Source organism: Pseudomonas oplopanacis, from assembly GCF_057128725.1.
On the sequence record NZ_JBSKHV010000016.1, the window covers coordinates 77,465 to 95,094 of the forward strand.

The 17,630-nt window shown below is 62.8% G+C and carries 4 protein-coding genes and 1 pseudogene; 1 reads left to right on the plus strand and 4 read right to left on the minus strand.

All coding sequences use genetic code 11. The features are described from left to right. Window positions 1–117 precede the first annotated feature (117 nt). The gene (locus ACWKV5_RS25310) at window positions 118–2,580 is read left to right on the plus strand and encodes a TonB-dependent siderophore receptor (protein WP_483843483.1); all 2,463 of its coding nucleotides are present in this window, start codon (window positions 118–120) and stop codon (window positions 2,578–2,580) included. Between the two features lie 250 nt (window positions 2,581–2,830). Here ACWKV5_RS25310 and ACWKV5_RS25315 read toward each other — a convergent pair whose 3' ends face one another. The 4 genes and pseudogenes from ACWKV5_RS25315 to ACWKV5_RS25330 form a co-directional block, all read right to left on the minus strand. Further along, window positions 2,831–3,787: an alpha/beta hydrolase gene (locus ACWKV5_RS25315; RefSeq protein ID WP_483843484.1), complete on the minus strand. Its 957-nt coding sequence runs from the start codon at window positions 3,785–3,787 to the stop codon at window positions 2,831–2,833. Window positions 3,788–3,984: 197 nt separating this feature from the next. Further along, the gene (locus tag ACWKV5_RS25320; protein WP_483843485.1) at window positions 3,985–15,747 is read right to left on the minus strand and encodes a non-ribosomal peptide synthase/polyketide synthase; all 11,763 of its coding nucleotides are present in this window, start codon (window positions 15,745–15,747) and stop codon (window positions 3,985–3,987) included. Further along, window positions 15,747–16,013, minus strand: coding sequence for a phosphopantetheine-binding protein (locus tag ACWKV5_RS25325; protein ID WP_483843507.1), 267 nt, complete (start codon window positions 16,011–16,013; stop codon window positions 15,747–15,749). Before ACWKV5_RS25325 ends, ACWKV5_RS25320 begins: the two co-directional genes overlap by 1 nt. A gap of 96 nt (window positions 16,014–16,109) precedes the next feature. Then, window positions 16,110–17,624, minus strand: a pseudogene (locus ACWKV5_RS25330) (amino acid adenylation domain-containing protein); the annotation flags it as partial. Window positions 17,625–17,630: the final 6 nt, after the last annotated feature.

Consider the following 17,630-nt stretch of genomic DNA (forward strand, 5'->3'; position numbering starts at 1 on the left):
ATCTTTCTGAAATTTATTTCTCAGGTTTCTTTCCGGTTTTACGTCCACGCCGCGTCTTAATAATCATTCTTATTAACAATAACTTTGCACAACACTTTTCAGGAGCTCAGGTAAGTAATGCGACCTCAACCACGCCGCACACCTCTCGCGCTGGCCGTACAGCGCCCGACTTTGCATCGCACCCTGTTTACAAGCGTATTGCTGACCGCCACCTTGCTGGGGAGCTCGATGGCCAATGCTGCACCTGTAAAAGTGAATATTGCCGTCCAGCCGCTTTCCAATGCGCTGACTGAACTCGGCATGCAGACCAACCTGCAGATCCTCTACAGCCCGGATCAGGTGGCCGGCATCAAGTCCCGCGCGGTGTCCGGTTCGCTGGAACCGTCTGATGCCCTGAAGGCACTGCTGCAAGGCTCCGGCATTTCCTTCCAGATCAACGGCAACACCGTGACCCTGGTGTCCGGTGGCGGTTCGGGCCTGCAACTGGGCGCGACCACCATTTCCGGCCAGGCCCTGGGCCTGACCACGGAAGACACCGGTTCGTACACAACCGGCGCCACCGCCTCCGCGACCGGGCTGCCGCTGAGCATTCGTGAAACCCCGCAATCGGTCACCGTGGTGACGCGTCAGCAGATGGACGATCGCGGCGTACAGAGCGTGTCTGACGCCTTGCGCAACACCCCCGGCGTCACGATGCAGAAGTACGACAGTGACCGCACCGAGTTTTCCGCCCGTGGTTTTGCCATCACCAACTTCCAGTACGACGGCGTCAACATTCCCTACGACGGCGTGTACGGTGAAAACCCGAACAACGGCGACGACGCGGCCAGCCTCGACCGCATCGAAGTGGTCAAAGGCGCTACCGGCCTGATGACCGGCGCGGGCGACCCGTCTGCCACCGTCAACCTGATCCGCAAGAAACCGACCAAGGAATTCAAGGCCTCGGTCAGCGCCACCGCCGGTTCCTGGGACAACTACCGCACCGAAGGCGATATCTCCGGTTCGCTGACCGATACTGGCAACGTACGGGGTCGCTTCGTCGGCGCCTATCAGGACAAAGACTCGTACATCGACCACTACAGCCAGAAAAAAGATATCTTCTACGGCGTCCTTGAAGCCGACCTGACGGACGACACCTTGCTGACGTTTGGTATCGACAAATCCAGCGTCACTCCGCGCGGCAGCACCTGGACCGGTAACGCACCGTACTTCACCGACGGCAGCCGTACCGACTTCTCGCGCAGCTTCAACCCGGGTGCCGACTGGAGCCGCCGCGATTTCGACAGCACGACGTACTTCGCCTCGCTTGAACAAGCGCTGGCCAATGGCTGGAAATTCAAGGCCAGCTTCGACCAGAAAACCACCGATCACGACACCCAACTGGCCTCGGCCAGCGGTGGCTCGGCAGACCCTGTCACGGGCGAAGGCAACTTCCTGTACTGGGGTCGCTGGGAAGGTCATCGCGTGCAGAACTCGGGGGACGTGAACATTTCCGGTCCGTTCTCGCTGGGGGGTCGCGAGCATGAACTGGTCGCCGGTTTCATGGCCGCCCACTCGCGCCAGACCGGCGCGACCTACGACACCAGCGCGTTCGAACTGGTGCCGGGCAGCATCTTCGACTGGAACGGTCACCTGCCGAAACAGGAATTCCCGAAAAACGGCAAGTACGAACGCACCCAAAGCCAGAACGGTATCTACATGGCCACGCGCCTGCGTCCGACCGACGACTTGTCGTTCATCCTCGGCGGCCGTTTGAGCACCTTCAAGTACAACGAAGATTACTCGTACTATCCGGGGGCAACCCAGACCGACTCCCATGCCAGCTACAAGGAACATGGCGTTGTCACGCCGTACGCCGGTGTGGTCTATGACCTGAACGATACGTACTCGGTGTATGCCAGCTACACCAAAATCTACCAGCCACAAATCTACCTGGACGCCAGCGGCTCGACCCTCGACCCGGTTGAAGGTGACAGCTACGAGACGGGCCTGAAAGCGGCTTACTTCGAAGGCAAACTGAACGCCACCTTTGCCTTGTTCCAGATCAATCAGGACAACGTTGCCCAGTACGTCACCACCGACGTAGGCACCGGTCGAGACGTCTATGAAGCCATCTCCGGCGCCACCACCAAAGGTGTGGAAATGGAACTGGCCGGCGAACTGGCCGAGGGCTGGAACCTGTCGGCCGGCTACACCTACGCCCGCACCCGCGACAAGGACGAGCAACGTATCTACGGTTTCCCGCTGGCCTCCAGCAAACCGGAACACGTCGTGCGCACCTTCACCACCTACCGCCTGCCGGGCGCGCTGGACCAGTTCACCGTCGGTGGTGGCATCAGCTGGCAGAGCGCGTTCTACGGCCAGAGCTTCAGCCCGACTGCCGGCAGTACCCTGCTCAAGCAAGGCGGCTACACCCTTGTGGACCTGATGACCCGTTACCAGTACGACGACCACCTGAGCTTCACCGCCAACGCCAACAACGTCTTCGACAAGAAGTACATGTCTGGCCTGGGCAACTTCGGTACGACGTTCTACGGCGAGCCGCGCAACCTGCAGCTCACGGCGAAGTATGATTTCTGAGGTGTGAGCTGAAATGAAAAATGCCCGTGTCGCGAGATGCGGGTATTTTTTTGTCTGGGCGATTTGTGTTGGATGTCAGGCCGCCTTCGCGAGCAGGCTCGCTCCCACTGGAGATCTGCGGTGTTCTCAAGATCCATGTGGGAGCGAGCCTGCTCGCGAAGGCGATAGTGGATTCACCAAAAGCCCCCCAGGCCAGACACAAAAAAACCGCCACCCCTGATCCAGGAATGGCGGTTTTTTTCAGTTCATCTCACACCCGGGAACGCACCCACCCCGCCACTTCCGCGTGAATCCCTTCAACCTCCCCCAACAACCCCGCCATGCGCATAAAGTCATGGGTCATGTCCGGTTGCTCCAGCAACGTCACCTCATTACCCGCCGCACTCAACAGTTCGGCATAGGCCAGCCCTTCGTCATGCAACGGATCATGCCCGGCCAGGTACACCAGCGCCGGTGCCACGCCGGATAAATCCGCCGCCAGCAACGGCGAGCAGCGCCAGTCTGTGAGGTCCTGCGGCGTGCGCCCGTAATGCGCGTAGAACCAGTCCAGTGTCGGCGTTTCCAGCAAATAGCCCTCGGCGAAGTCCCGATGCGAGGCGCGTTTCGTCGTTGCATCCGTCACCGGGTATAGCAACACCTGCGCCTTGGGTTTCAACGCCAGTTCCTCAGGCTCGCGCACCGCGATGATCGACAACACCGTGGCCAATGTCGCGCCCACGCTGTCACCGACCAATGCCACCCGATTGGCGTCCAGCCCTCGTGACGCGCCTTCACGTACCAGCCAGTTGCCGGCGTCGCAGGCATCCTGCACAGGGGTCGGGAAACGCCACTCCGGTGCCAGTCGATAATCCACGGTCAGCAACGCAAAACCACCCTGCGAGGCCAGGCGCCGACACAACGCATCGTGGGAATCGAGACTGCCAACCACATAGCCGCCGCCATGGAAATACAACACCACCGGCTGCAAGCCCTGGACCGTTTGCCCGTCGCGATACAAGCGCGCCGACAGGCTATGACCGTCGCGGGCAGGAATGATGAAATTCTCACAGACCACGGTGTCCAGCGGCACATCGAGAAACCCCGACGACGCTTCAAAATCGATCCGCGCCTGTTGCGGCGATTGCTCATGCATCGCGCGGCTTTTGCCGGTCATCCGGCCGAACTCGGCGAGTTCGAGAAATGCTTCAAGTTCTGGCAATACGGCCATGGGATGAATCCTTCACACAAAGAGAACATTTATCGGGCACAACAAAACACTGGAGCTGATGAGCCCCCTGTGGCGAGGGGGCTTGCCCCCGTTGGGTCGCGTAGCGGCCCCTCTTCACCCAAAAACGAAGGGACTGCTGCGCAGTCCAACGGGGGCAAGCCCCCTCGCCACAAAAGCCCCTCTAATCACGATTGTTTTCAAGCAAGGGTCAATCGGTGTTCCAGCAAGTCTTCCAGCTCATCCAGCAACTCGTCGCCGCGCAGCAGTTCGTAATGCCCGCCGGCCAACAGGCGATCTACGCCATGGCTGCCGACCTGCGCCTCGAACACCCGGCGCTCGTCGTCGCGCTCGGCCACCCACCAGCGATGCGCCGCTGCCTGAATCACCGGCAGTTGCCGATGCGCCAACGCCAGTTGTTTGAGGCGTGAACCCGTCGCAAAAATCTGCGTCAGTTCCCCTGCGCCCAATGCCGCTTGCTCATTGGAACCGTGCAAGGCCGCCTCGATCACTGCGATGGAGCCCTCGCGCTCGTTCAAATCAGCGGCTTTGCGCGCGATCAATGCCTGAGCCTCATCGGCCGGTAACCCGAGCACAAACTTCAGGAAGTCGCCCAGATCCTCGCGCCAGTCCCCCGCTTCCGCGGTGCCCGCCACGTAGCTGTCGACCAGCCCGGCAAACGCAACCGTTTCACCCAAGGATTCCAGTTCGTGTGCGACCAGTTGCGTCAACGCGCCGCCCAACGACCAGCCCAACAGGTAATACGGGCCCTTGGCCTGCTGACCGCGAATCCGCTGCGCATAGGCTTGCGCCATGGCCAGCAGCGATTCGTCCTGCCACTGCGGATCAAGCAACATCCGGCATTGCACGCCGTACACCGTGCGCCGTCCTTCCAGACGCCGCGCCAGCGGTTCGTAGTCGAACACCGTGCCGAAACCGGCGTGCAGGCAAAACAACGCCGGCACGTTGGGGATTCGCGCATTCAGCGCCAGCAAGGGGTCCGGTGCGGACGCTGGTTCAGCCACCTGATAGCCACTGAGTTCGGCGATGCACGGTTTCTGCATCAGATCCCTCAGCTTCAATTCGAAGCCCAATTGCGGCTGGCTGCGCACCCGCGAAATGACTTTGAGCACCTGCAACGAATCACCACCGAGTTCGAAGAAGTTATCGTCAATGCCCACTTGCGGCACGCCAAGCACCTCTTGCCAGATCGCGGTCAGCGCCGTTTCCAGGGCATTGCGCGGCGCGCGATAGCCGCCAAGCGCCCATTCCGGCGTTGGCAGTGCGCGACGATCAAGCTTGCCGTTGGCCGACAGCGGGAAGCGTTCCAGCACCATGATCCGCGCCGGCACCATGTAATCCGGCAGTTGCGCTTGCAGTTCAGACTTCAAGCGACGATCCAGACCGACTGCGCCGGCCGCCACCACATAACCGACCAATTGCTTGCCGGTCGGCGTGTCGTGGACCACCACGGCGGCATCCTGCACGCCCGCGCACTCACGCAGACGCGCTTCGATCTCGCCCGGTTCGATACGGAAACCACGGATCTTCACTTGCTGGTCGAGCCGTCCCAGGTAGTCGATCAACCCGCACTCACGCTGGCGCACCAAGTCGCCGGTGCGGTACATGCGGCCACCGGCCTCGAACGGATCGGGGATGAAACGCTCGGCACTCATGCCCGGACGCTGGTGGTAACCCCGCGCCAGGCATTCGCCGCCCAGGTACAGCTCACCGCTGACGCCGACCGGCAACGGATTGAGGTCGACATCCAGCACGTACAAGCCACGCCCGGCCACGCCCCGACCAATCGGCGCATACGCCGCGTCGCAGGTTTCGCTGGCCTCGGCACGCCACAACAGCGGCGTGACCACGGTTTCGGTCGGGCCATAGCCATTGACCAGACGCTGCGGACGCAAGGCGCGTTTGACCTGTTCGAAACTGGCGTCCGGCACCGCATCACCGCCAAAGCAATACACCTCAACCGCAGGCGGATTGCCCAGACGTTCGGCGACTTCGGCCATTTGTTGCAGGTACGCCGGCGGGAAGCAGGCGACGGTGACGGCGTGACGATGCAGCACTTCCAGGGTCTGCTCCGGCGTCCACAAACTGTCTTCGCGAATCACCAGACTGCCGCCGGCCAACAGCACACTCAGCCAACGCTCCTGAGCACCGTCAAAGGCGAACGACATGAAGTGCAATTCACGGCTGCGCGGCGCCAGTTCGTAGAGCTCGATGATGCCGCGGCAATGCCGGGCAATCGGTCCACGTTCCACGGCCACGCCTTTCGGTTGGCCGGTCGAGCCGGAGGTGTAGATCAGGTACGCCAGATGCCCCGGCAACGGATTGGAAACCGGGCACACCACGTTGTCGGCAACGCGCAACTGATCAAGCAGCAGGCGTGGCGGGCTATCCGCCAACGGCAGCCTTTCGCCCAGATCACTGTCGCAGAGCAACAGACTGGCGGCCGAATCGCTCAACATATAAGCCAGTCGTTCGGCCGGGTACGCCAGGTCCAAAGGCAGGTAAGCCGCCCCCGCTTTCAGCACCGCGAGGAACGCCACGATGGTGCGTTCGGAACGCGGCAACGCTACCGCCACCAGACTTTCCGCGCCGATGCCCCGATCGATCAATTGCTGCGCCAGCCCATTGGCCTGCGCCTCAAGCTCGGCATAACTAAGGTGCCGATCCTCACAGATCAAGGCGATGTTCTGCGGCTGCGTCTGTACATGCTGATTGAACGCGTGCAGCACATCGGCGCTGTCGGCCGACGCTTGCGGCAGGCTGATACGCGACTCAGGCAGGCCAATATCGCCGAGCAGACACGTCGCATCCTCCGGCAATGCACGCAGCAACCCTTCGAGCTGCGCACGAATCCGCTGCACTTCCACCTCACTGAAGCGGTCTTGCAGGAACAAATACTCGACTTCCAGGCCTTCTTCGTTGGCACTGACCATCAAGTCCATCGGGAAGTTGGTCACGCCACCGCTGCCGACCTCGGCAAAACGCAGCTCACCTTCCTCACCCCCGCGCAACGCACGGTCCACCGGATGGTTTTCGAACACGATGATGCTGTCGAACAGGCCCTGGCCACCCTGCCCGGCCCAGCGCTGAATGTCCGACAACGGCGTGTGTTCGTAGTCGCGGACCATCAGGTTGTAGTCCTGCAAGTCACGCAACCACTCGCCCAACGGCTGTTGCGGATCAAGCGTCTGGATCACCGGCAAGGTGTTGATGAACAGGCCGAGCATGTCCTGCGCCCCGGCCAAACCGGTCGGACGCCCGGCCACCGTGGCGCCGAACGCGACGCTGCGCTGGCCGCTGTGGCGTTGCAACAGCAACAACCACGCGCCTTGCACCAGCGTGTTCAGCGTCACGCGTTGACGCTTGGCGAAGGTGTGCAGTTTGCGCGTCGCCTCGCTGTCGAGGTTGCTGTACATCACGCCGTGGCCGGAGCCTGCGGCACCCGACGCCTTGGCCAGAATGGTCGGTTCTTCGAGCAATGCCAAGCGTTCGCGCCAGAAGCCCTCGGCCTGCGCCCCATCCTGACGTTGCAGCCAGGCGATGTAATCGGCGTAGCGACCGGTCAGGGTCGGCAACGTGTCGTTGTGGTACAGGCGCAGCATGTCACCCAGCAGTCGCGAGGCGCTCCAGCCGTCGAGCAGCAAGTGGTGGTAAATCCAGATCATCTGGTAACGGTCATCACCGAGGCGCACCAGGATGAAACGCATCAGCGGCGGACAGCTCAGGTCGAAACCCCTAGCCTGTTCCGCTGCGGCCAGTTCCTGCAACGCCTGCTCAGTGTCGCGGCGCTCACGCCAGTCGAGTTCTTCGATGGGCAACTCGACGTCGGCGAACACCGCTTGCAGCGGATCGGCCAGGCCATCGCGCCAGCGGAACGCCGCACGCAGCACTTCGTGACGCTCGACCAGGGTCTGCCACGCCGCGCGGAAACGCGGCACCTGCAAACCGTCCACCGCCACGCTCAACTGGTTGACGTACGGGTTGAGCTCCGGTGAATCGAGGCAATGGAACAACATGCCTTGCTGCATCGGCGACAGCGGATACAAGTCTTGCAGTCCTTCACGGGCGGCAACGTCGATGTGCGGCACCAGCGAAAAAGCTTCGACTTTCGGCGCTTCGATCAATGTTGCTTCACGGCTGCCGGCCACGGCGGCCAACGCACGAATGGTCTGCTGCTCGAACAGTTGCTTCGGACTGAACACCAACCCGCGCTGCCCGGCACGGCTCACCGCTTGCAACGAGATGATCGAATCCCCGCCCAGTTCGAAGAAGTTTTCGGTGACGCCCACCGATTCCAGCCCCAGCAGTTCCTGCCAGATGTCCACCAGCAGTGCTTCGGCCGGCGACGCGGCAGCCACATGATCGTGCTGTTGCCGAGTGGCCTCTGGCGCCGGTAGCCCTTGGCGATCAAGCTTGCCGTTCGGCGTCAATGGCAACGCCGCCAGGCACATCAAATGCGCCGGCAGCATGTGCGCCGGCAAGCGGCTGCGCAGGTGCGCCGTCAGCGCCTCGCGCAGGTCCTGCTCATCGGCGAGCGGATCGCGCGGCACCACGTAACCGACCAATTGGCGGCTGACCGGACCTTCGCGGTCGATCACGAAGGCTTCACGCACACCTTCATGTTCAAGCAGGCAGGCTTCGATTTCGCCGAGTTCGATACGGAACCCGCGAATCTTCACTTGCTGGTCGATCCGGCCAAGGTATTCAACGACGCCATCGGCACGGAACCGTGCGAGGTCGCCACTGCGGTACAAACGCGCGCCCGGTACGAACGGATCCGGCACGAAGCGTTCAGCCGTCAAATCGGGACGCTGATGGTAACCCCGGGCGACGCCCTCGCCGCCCAGGTACAACTCGCCCGCGACGCCGACCGGCAACGGCTGCAGACCGCCGTCCAGAATATAGGCGCTGCGATTGCCCACCGGCCGGCCAATCGGCATGAACGCCGAGTCGAATTCGGTATCCGGGTACGCCAGCCAGATCAGCGGCGTGATCACCGTTTCGGTCGGACCGTAGCCGTTGATCAGGCGTTTCGGTTGCAGTACCTGCTGCACTTCGTCGAAGGCATGTTTGGCCATGCCTTCACCGCACGGGGTGTACGAACGGATCGGCAGATCACGCCCCGCTTCGCCCATGAATTCGGCGATCTGACCCAGATAGGTTGGAGTGAAACAGGCGATGGTGATGCCGTGTTTTTCGATCTCGGCGCAGGTGCGCTCGACACTCCACAACTCATCGTCACGGGGCATCACCGCCGAACCGAATACCAGCGGTGTCAGCCAGCGCTCATGGGCGCCGTCGAAGCTGATCGAAGCAAATTGCAGTTCGCGGTCGTCCGGGGTCATGCCGTACAACTCGCCGATGGACAGACAATGCATGGCCAGCGGACCGTGGGCCACGCTGACGCCTTTCGGCCGCCCGGTGGAGCCCGAGGTGTAAATTAGATAGGCGAGGTTTTCGCCACAGGTCAGGTTGACCGGGTTGGTCTCAGCCATCGATTCCAGCGGTTCGCGGTCGACTTCCAGCACCGCCAGACCTGGCGGCAATGGCAGTTTTTCCCGCAGCCACGACTGGCTGATCAGCAGCGCAATGCCGCTGTCTTCCATCAGGTAGCGCAGGCGTTCGGCCGGGTACGCCGGGTCCAATGGCACGTAGGCGCCGCCAGCCTTGAGGATCGCCAGCAAGCCGATGATCATTGCAGGCGTTCGCTGCATCGCCAGGCCGACCCGCACTTCCGGGCCGATGCCCAGTGCGCGCAAGCGATGGGCCAATTGGTTGGCGCGACGGTTGAGTTGGTCGAAGCTCAGCTCCAGGTCATTGAAGATCAGTGCGGTGGCGTCCGGGCGAATAACCGCCTGGGCCTCGATCAATTGATGCACACACAGCGGATTTGCCGTGGCGGTGAACGCGGGGTTCCACTCGACCAATTGTTGTGTACGTTCAGGCGCGGTCAGCAGGTCCAGTTCACTCAATGCAGCGTGTGGTGCGGCGACCATCGCCGCCAGCAGCGCGGCCAGATGCTCACTCATGCGGGCAATCGCCTCGGCGCTGAAGTGAGCGCACTGATAGCTCCAGTTCAGGCTCAACTGGCTTTCGGCGGTGGCCGCCAGCGTCAGCGGGAAGTTGGTGCGTTCATGGTTCTGCGGGATCGAGAAGCTCAACCCGGCCGGCGCGCCCTGTTGCAGCGCTTCGGCCACCGGGAAGTTTTCGAACACCAGCAGGCTGTCGAACAGTGGCTCGCCGGCACGTCCGGCCCAGCGCTGAATGTCGCCCAATGCGGTGAACTCATGCTCACGCAATTCCAGGTTCTGCGCCTGCAAGCGGCTCAGCCACTGGCCGACGCTTTCAAGCGCATCCGGCGTGCTGATCACCGGCAAGGTGTTGATGAACAACCCGAGCTGGCTTTCGGCCCCCGGCAAATCCACCGGCCGCCCCGCCACGGTGGCGCCGAACGCCACGCTGCGCTGGCCGCTGTAGCGTTGCAGCAGCAGCGCCCACGCGCCTTGCACCAAGGTGTTGAGCGTGACTTTCTGCTGACGGGCGAACTCGCTGAAGCGTTGGCTGGTGGCAACATCGAACGTCTGGCGATGGTCGCCGAACCCTGCCGTCGACAGGTGTTTACCGCCGCCATGGGCCAGGCTCTGCGCCAACAGCGTCGGGTTGTCGAGGTGGGCCAGTTGCTCGCGCCAGAACAGTTCATCTGCCTGTGCGTCCTGACGTTGCAACCAGCCGATGTAATCGGCAAAACGCCCGGTTGGCGCCTGCACTTCCTGCCCGGCATAGCGCTGCAAAACTTCGCTCAGCAGCAGCGAGTTGCTCCAGCCATCCAGCAACAGGTGATGGTGGGTGTAGATCAGTTGCTGGCGATCATCGTCGAGTCGCACCAGGGTCAAGCGCATCAATGGCGCCCGGGTCGAGTCGAGTTGCAGGCGTTCGTCGTCAATCAATTCAATCAACGCTTGGGCCTGATCGCTACGGCCGCGCCAGTCGAGGCGGGTCAGCGGCAAATGCAGATGACGATGGACCAACTGCACCGGCGCTTCAAAACCGTCGGGGAAGTGGAAACTGCTGCGCAGGATCGGATGGGTGTCGAGCACCGCTTGCCACGCGCAGCCCAGTCGTTCGGCATCCAGACCTCGGGCTTCGACGCTGAGCTGGTTCACGTACGCGCCAGACTCCGCCTCATACAAACTGTGGAACAACAAACCGGCCTGCATCGGCGACAACGGATACACGTCCTCGATCTGCGCCGGCGGTACCGGCAAGCCATCGAGTTGTGCCTGAGTCAGACGCGCCAGCGGGAAGTCCGCCGGGGTCACGCCGCCCGCGCCATCGCTCAGGCAATGGGCGATCAGCGCCAGCAATTCGTGACGGAAATCTGCAGCCAGGGCTTCGATTTCATGCTGTTCGAAGCATTCGCGGCTGAAGGTCCAGTCGAGTTTCAGTTCGCCGCCATAGACCTGACCGTCCACCGACAGCCAGTTCGGCAACGGTGCGTCGGCCGATTGCGCGGCACCGCTGGATTCGCGAGCGGGGGTAAACAATGCGTCTTCGGCAAAGCTCTGGTCGAACTGGCCAAGGTAGTTGAACGTCACCCGCGCCTGCGGCAACGCGGCCAATGCCGCTTGGGTCGACGCATCGCCCATGTAGCGCAACAGGCCGTAGCCCATGCCTTTGCCGGGGACCTCGCGCAGCTGTTGCTTGATGGCCTTGATCGAAGCCGCCAGGTCAGCGGTCGGCGTCAGACGCACCGGGAACAGGCTGGAGAACCAGCCGACGGTGCGGGTCAGGTCGATGTCGTCGAACAGCTCTTCGCGGCCATGGCCTTCGAGCTGAATCAGCGCCGATTCGTCACCGGTCCAGCGGCTGAGGGTGCGGGCCAGTGCAGTCAGCAGCAGGTCGTTGACTTGCGTGCGGTAGATCGCCGGCGCCTGTTGCAGCAGTTGGCGAGTTTGTTCGCGGTCCAGACCGATGCTGACGCCCTGGCGCAGATGCCCGGCCTGACTGGCGTGGGCATTGGCCGCCGGCAACCAATCATTGGCGACGCTCAGTTGCGCCTGCCACCAGGCCAGTTCGCCAGTGGCGGCTTCGGAGCGTGCATAGGCGTCGAGTTTCTCGGCCCAGGCCTGGAAAGCGCTGGTCTTCGGCTGCAGGTCTTGCCCAAGGTAGGCTGCCTGCAAATCTTCCAGCAACACCCGCCACGACACACCGTCCACCGCCAAGTGGTGGATCACCAGCAGCAACCGCTGCGAACCGTCGGCCTGGGCGATCAACGCCACGCGCAGCAGCGGACCATCTTGCAGGCTGAGGCTGCGTTGCGCTTCGTCGCACACCGATTCGAGCGACGCATCGCTGGCCACGCGAGCGGTCCAGAGCATGTCGATCACATCGGCACTGTCGGCCCCGACATAACGCGCCGACCATTGACCGTCGACCTGACTGAAGCGCAAACGCAGTGCGTCGTGCTGTTTGAGCAGACGTTGTAGCGCCGCTTGCAGGCGCGGCAATTCGAGGGTTTCACGCGGTACCAACAGCACGGCCTGGTTCCAGTGCGCGCGTTGCGGGATGGGTTCGTCGAAGAACCAGCGCTGGATCGGCGTGAGTTTCTGTACGCCGTCCACCGGACCTTGATGCGCCAGCGGTGCGGCCTGTTCTTTAACCACAGCGGCCAGCGCTTGCAAGGTCTGCTGCTGGAACAGGTCGCGGGGTTGCAGGTTCAGGCCTGCACGACGGGCACGGCTGACCACTTGAATCGAAATGATCGAGTCGCCGCCCAGTTCGAAGAAGTTGTCCTGACGCCCGACCTGCTCCACGCCCAACACGTCCTGCCAGATCTGCGCCAGCACCTGTTCGTGTTCGCTGCGCGGCGCTTCGAAGGCGCGTTGGCTGACGTGCGCGGTGGGTGCTGGCAGCCGTTTGCGGTCGAGCTTGCCATTCGGGCTGAGGGGCATTTGTTCGATCAGCACGGTCTGCGCCGGCACCATGTAATCCGGCAGGCTGGCGAGCAAATGGCTCTTCAGGGTTTCGCGCCACGCGCCTTGTTGCTCGGAACTGGCCTCCAGCAGTGCGCGATCCTGCGGCACGAGGTACGCGACCAATTGCTTGCCGCTCGGGCCGTCGAGGGCCAGCACCACGGCTTCCTGCACGTCGGCATGCTCTTGCAGGCGCGCTTCGATTTCGCCCAGTTCGATGCGCAAACCGCGAATCTTCACTTGGTGGTCGATGCGCCCGCAGTAATCGATGGCGCCGTCGGCGCGATAACGCGCCAGGTCACCGGTGCGGTACAGGCGCTGGCCGCTGCCGAACGGATCGACCACAAATCGCTCGGCGGTCAGCGCGCCGCGACGCTGATAACCGCGCGCCAGGCCGACGCCGCCGAGGTACAACTCGCCCACCGCGCCCAACGGCAACGGTTGCAGTTCATTGTCTAGGATGCAGGTGCGCAAGTTGGCAATCGGGCGACCAATCGGCACGCTGTCACGGCCTTCTTCCACGCAAGTCCAGTGGGTCACGTCGATGGCCGCTTCGGTCGGGCCATAGAGGTTGTAGAGATTGGCTTGCGGCAGGCTGCGCAGCGTCTGGCGTTGCAGTTCCATCGGCAGCGCTTCACCGCTGCAAATGATCCGTGTCAGCGAGGTGCAGGCTTGCGACTCCTCGGCGCCGAGGAACGCGGAAAGCATCGATGGCACAAAGTGCAGCGTGGTGATTGCTTGTTCGACGATCAACGCGGCGAGGCGTTGCGGATCGCGATGTTCGCCCGGTGCGGCGATCACCAGCGTGGCGCCTTTCATCAGCGGCCAGAAAAACTCCCACACTGACACGTCGAAGCTGAACGGTGTTTTTTGCAACACACGGTCGGTCGGCAACAGGTTGTAGGCCTCTTGCATCCACTCCAGACGGTTATGCAGCGCCACATGACGGTTGCCCGCGCCTTTGGGTTTGCCGGTAGAACCGGAGGTGTAGATCACGTAGGCGAGGTTTTCGGCGATGGCCAGGTTGGACAGATCAGTGCCCGGCAGATCGCTCAACCAGTCAGCCTCGGCGCGCAGGCACAAGGTCCGCACGTTATCGGGGGTCGGCAATTGCGCCAGCAGATGTTCCTGAGTCAACAGCAACGAAATACCGCTGTCTTCGATCATGTAGCTCAGGCGATCCAGCGGGTATTCCGGGTCCAGCGGCACATAGGCACCACCGGCCTTGAGAATCGCCAACAGACCGACGACCATTTCAAACGAACGCTCGCAGGCAATCCCGACGATCACTTCCGGGCCGACACCCCGAGCGCGCAGGTGATGGGCCAGGCGGTTGGCGCGCAGGTTCAGTTCGGCGTAACTCAGGGTCTGGCCCTGGAACACCAGCGCCGTCGCCGCGCCGTTTTCAGCCACACGCTCTTCGAAATGGCGCTGTACGCAGACTTCGCCCGGATAAGCCTGAGCGGTGTCGTTGAGGTCATCCAGAATACGCAGGCGCTCGTCGGCAGCCAGCAGCGGCAACTCGGCGAGTGGGCATTGCGGGTTCGCCAGCACACCGGCCAACAGGGTGCGCCAATGGCGGGCCAAATGCTCGATGCGCTCGGCGTCGAACAGATCGGTGGCATAGGTCAGGCTGGCGAACAGTTTGTCGCCCTCCTCCTGCGTGTCCAGTTGCAGGTCGAATTGCGTGGTGTGCGCCGTGGCGTTCAGCGCTTCGACTCGCAGCCCGGCGAGCAAGCCGCTGACCGCGGCCGGTTTGGCTTGCTGGTGGTTGAACATCACCTGGAACAGCGGGCTGTGGCTGAGGCTGCGCTCACCTTGCAGCGTCTGCACCAGACGCTCGAACGGCAAGTCCTGGTAATCCTGGGCATCCAGCGAGGCGGTGCGGGTCTGGTCGAGCAATTGGCTGAACGGCTGGCGCCCGTCCAGTTCCGCGCGCATCACCTGGGTGTTGACGAAGAAGCCGATCAGGCCTCGAGTTTCCGCACGATTACGGTTGGCAATCGGCACGCCAACGCGCAGGTCGGACTGACCGCTGTAGCGATAGAGCAAGGCCTGGAAGCTCGCCAGCAACAGCATGAACGGCGTAACCCCGCGCTGTTTGGCCAAGGTCATCAGGCCGCTGGCGAGGGTTGCATCGAGGGCGAAATCCAGACGCGCACCGCGCTGGCTCGGTTGCGCCGGGCGTGGGCGATCAGTCGGCAATTCCAGCAGCGGTTGTTCGCTGCCCAGCGTGTCGCGCCACCAGTTGAGCTGGCGCTCCAGTTCCCCCGCTTCCATCCAGCGGCGTTGCCACAGGGCGTAATCGCAATACTGGATCGGCAGCGGTTCCAGTGCTGCATCTTGCCCTTGGCAATGCGCGGCGTAGAGACGGGAGAATTCCTCCACCAACACGCCCATCGACCAGCCATCGGTGACGATGTGGTGCAGGGTCAGCAACAGCACGTGGTCTTCGGCATCCAGTTGCAACAGGCTGACCCGCAACAGCGGCCCGTGCTGCAGATCGAATGGGCAGGCGATTTCCAACTCGACGTTTTTCAATGCGAGATCGAGGCGATTTTCCTGAGGTTCGCCGCGCAGATCGATGTGTTCGATCGCCAGCGATGTGAACCCGGCCAGTGTCTGAACGACTTGACCGTCATCCTCGACAAAACGACTGCGCAAGCTTTGATGCCGCTCCAGCAATACGTCGAAGCTCTGCTGCAACGCCGCGACATTCAGCGGCCCGTGCAAACGTAACGCCGCCGGAATGTTGTACGCAGAACTCTGCGGGTCGAGTTGCCAGAGGAACCATTGGCGTTGCTGCGCGTACGACAGTTCGAAGCGGGTTTGTGGCTCGGCAGCCGGCGGGATCGGCAGTTGGCCGAAGCTCACGCCCTGCTCCTGCATGCGGCTCAGAAACTCGCGGCGCTTGTCGGCGGGCAGGCCGGCGAAACGGCTGGCGATACGCTGGGCAGTGGTGTGTTCCATCAGTTGATCTCCATCTCGTCGAGAAGCGACTCAAGCGCATCAAGACGTGCATCGTTGTCAGCCGGGGCGTGTTGCCCGGCCATGGCGGCATAAGCCTGCAGGTCGGTGGATTCGAACAGCGCGCGCAGCGGCAGCTCGATGCCCAGTTCCAGTTCCACGCGGGCACTGGCCTGGGCGGCGAGCAGCGAGTGCCCACCCAGTTCAAAGAAGTTGTCGCGACGACCGATCTGAGCCACGCCCAGCACCTCGGCCCAGATCGCCGACAGTTGCTGTTCGAGTTCGCCTTCGGGAGCTTCGAACGGGCGTTGCCAGTCCTCGGCATCCGGTACTGGCAAGGCCTTGCGGTCGAGCTTGCCGTTGCCGGTCAGTGGCAAGGCGTCGAGCAGCAACCAATGGCTAGGCACCATGTAGTCCGGCAGATCGACCTTGAGCGCGGCACGCAGTTGATCGCGCCAGGCGATCGGGTCGTAAGGGGTGTGCTCGGCCACGACGTAGGCGCACAGCTGCGGTCCGCCGTCGCCGTTGTGCACGTTTAACACCGCTTGGCGCACGCCCGGTTGGGCCAGCAACGCGGTTTCGATTTCGCCGAGTTCGATGCGGAAACCGCGAATCTTCACTTGCTGGTCGATGCGGCCGAGGTAATCGATGCTGCCGTCGGCGCGCTGGCGCGCCAGGTCGCCGCTGCGATAAAGGCGTTGCGAAGCGTCAAACGGGCTCGGCACAAAGCGTTCGGCGGTCAGGCCGAAACGCCCGTGATAACCACGCGCCAAGCCAGCCCCCGCGATGTACAACTCGCCCGCCACCCCTACCGGAACTGGCTGCAGCTGGCTGTCGAGCAAGTACCAGCGCAGGTCGCGGATCGGCAGGCCAATCGGGCTCTGGGCCTTGCCGTCCAGGTCGGCCAGACGAATCGCGCGGTAGGTCACGTGCACCGTGGTTTCGGTGATGCCGTACATGTTGACCAGGGTGGGTTGTTGGTCGCCAAAGCGTTCGAACCAGGGACGCAGGCTCGCGACGTCGAGGGCTTCACCGCCGAAAATCACCTGACGCAGGGCCATGCTGCGCGGGCTGGTGCAGGCAATCGGCAACAATTGGCGGAACGCGCTCGGGGTCTGGTTCAGCACCGTCACGCCTTCATCGCAGAGCAAGCGGTGGAACGCTTGCGGTTCGCGGCTGATGTCATGCGGCACGATCACCAGACGCCCGCCGGTGCACAGCGAGCCAAACAGCTCCCACACCGAGAAGTCGAAGGCGTAGGAATGGAACAGCGTCCAGACATCGTGCGGGCCGAAGTTGAACTCGGCGGCGGTGGCGCTCAGCAGGCGCCCGACGTTGGCATGGCTGAGCAATGCGCCTTTCGGTCGCCCGGTAGAACCGGAGGTGTAGATCACGTACGCGAGGTTGTCCGGGGTCGCCAGTGCCGGCAGGTCGTCGTCGCGGAAGGCGTCCAGTTGCAACGACTCCAGCTTCAGCACCTGCACGCCCTCGCGGGAGGGCAAGCCATCGATCAGGTGTTGTTGGGTCAACAGCAGCGTGATGCCGCTGTCTTCGATCATGTAGCTCAGGCGCTCGGCCGGATAGTGCGGATCAAGCGGCACGTAGGCGCCGCCGGCCTTGAGAATCGCCAGCAAGCCGACCACCAGCGGCATCGCCCGCTCAGTGGCGATGCCGACCCGCACTTCCGGCCCGACGCCCTGCTCTTGCAGTGTGCGCGCCAGTCGATTGGCCTGGGCGTTGAGCGCGGCGTAAGTCAGTTGCTCACCTTCGCAGACCAGTGCGATGGCGTTCGGCTGTTGCGCGGCTTGAGCTTCGAACAACTGGTGCAAGGTTGGCGACGAGGGTTGCGCCGCGAATGCCGGGTTCCAGTGCTGGATCAACGCGTC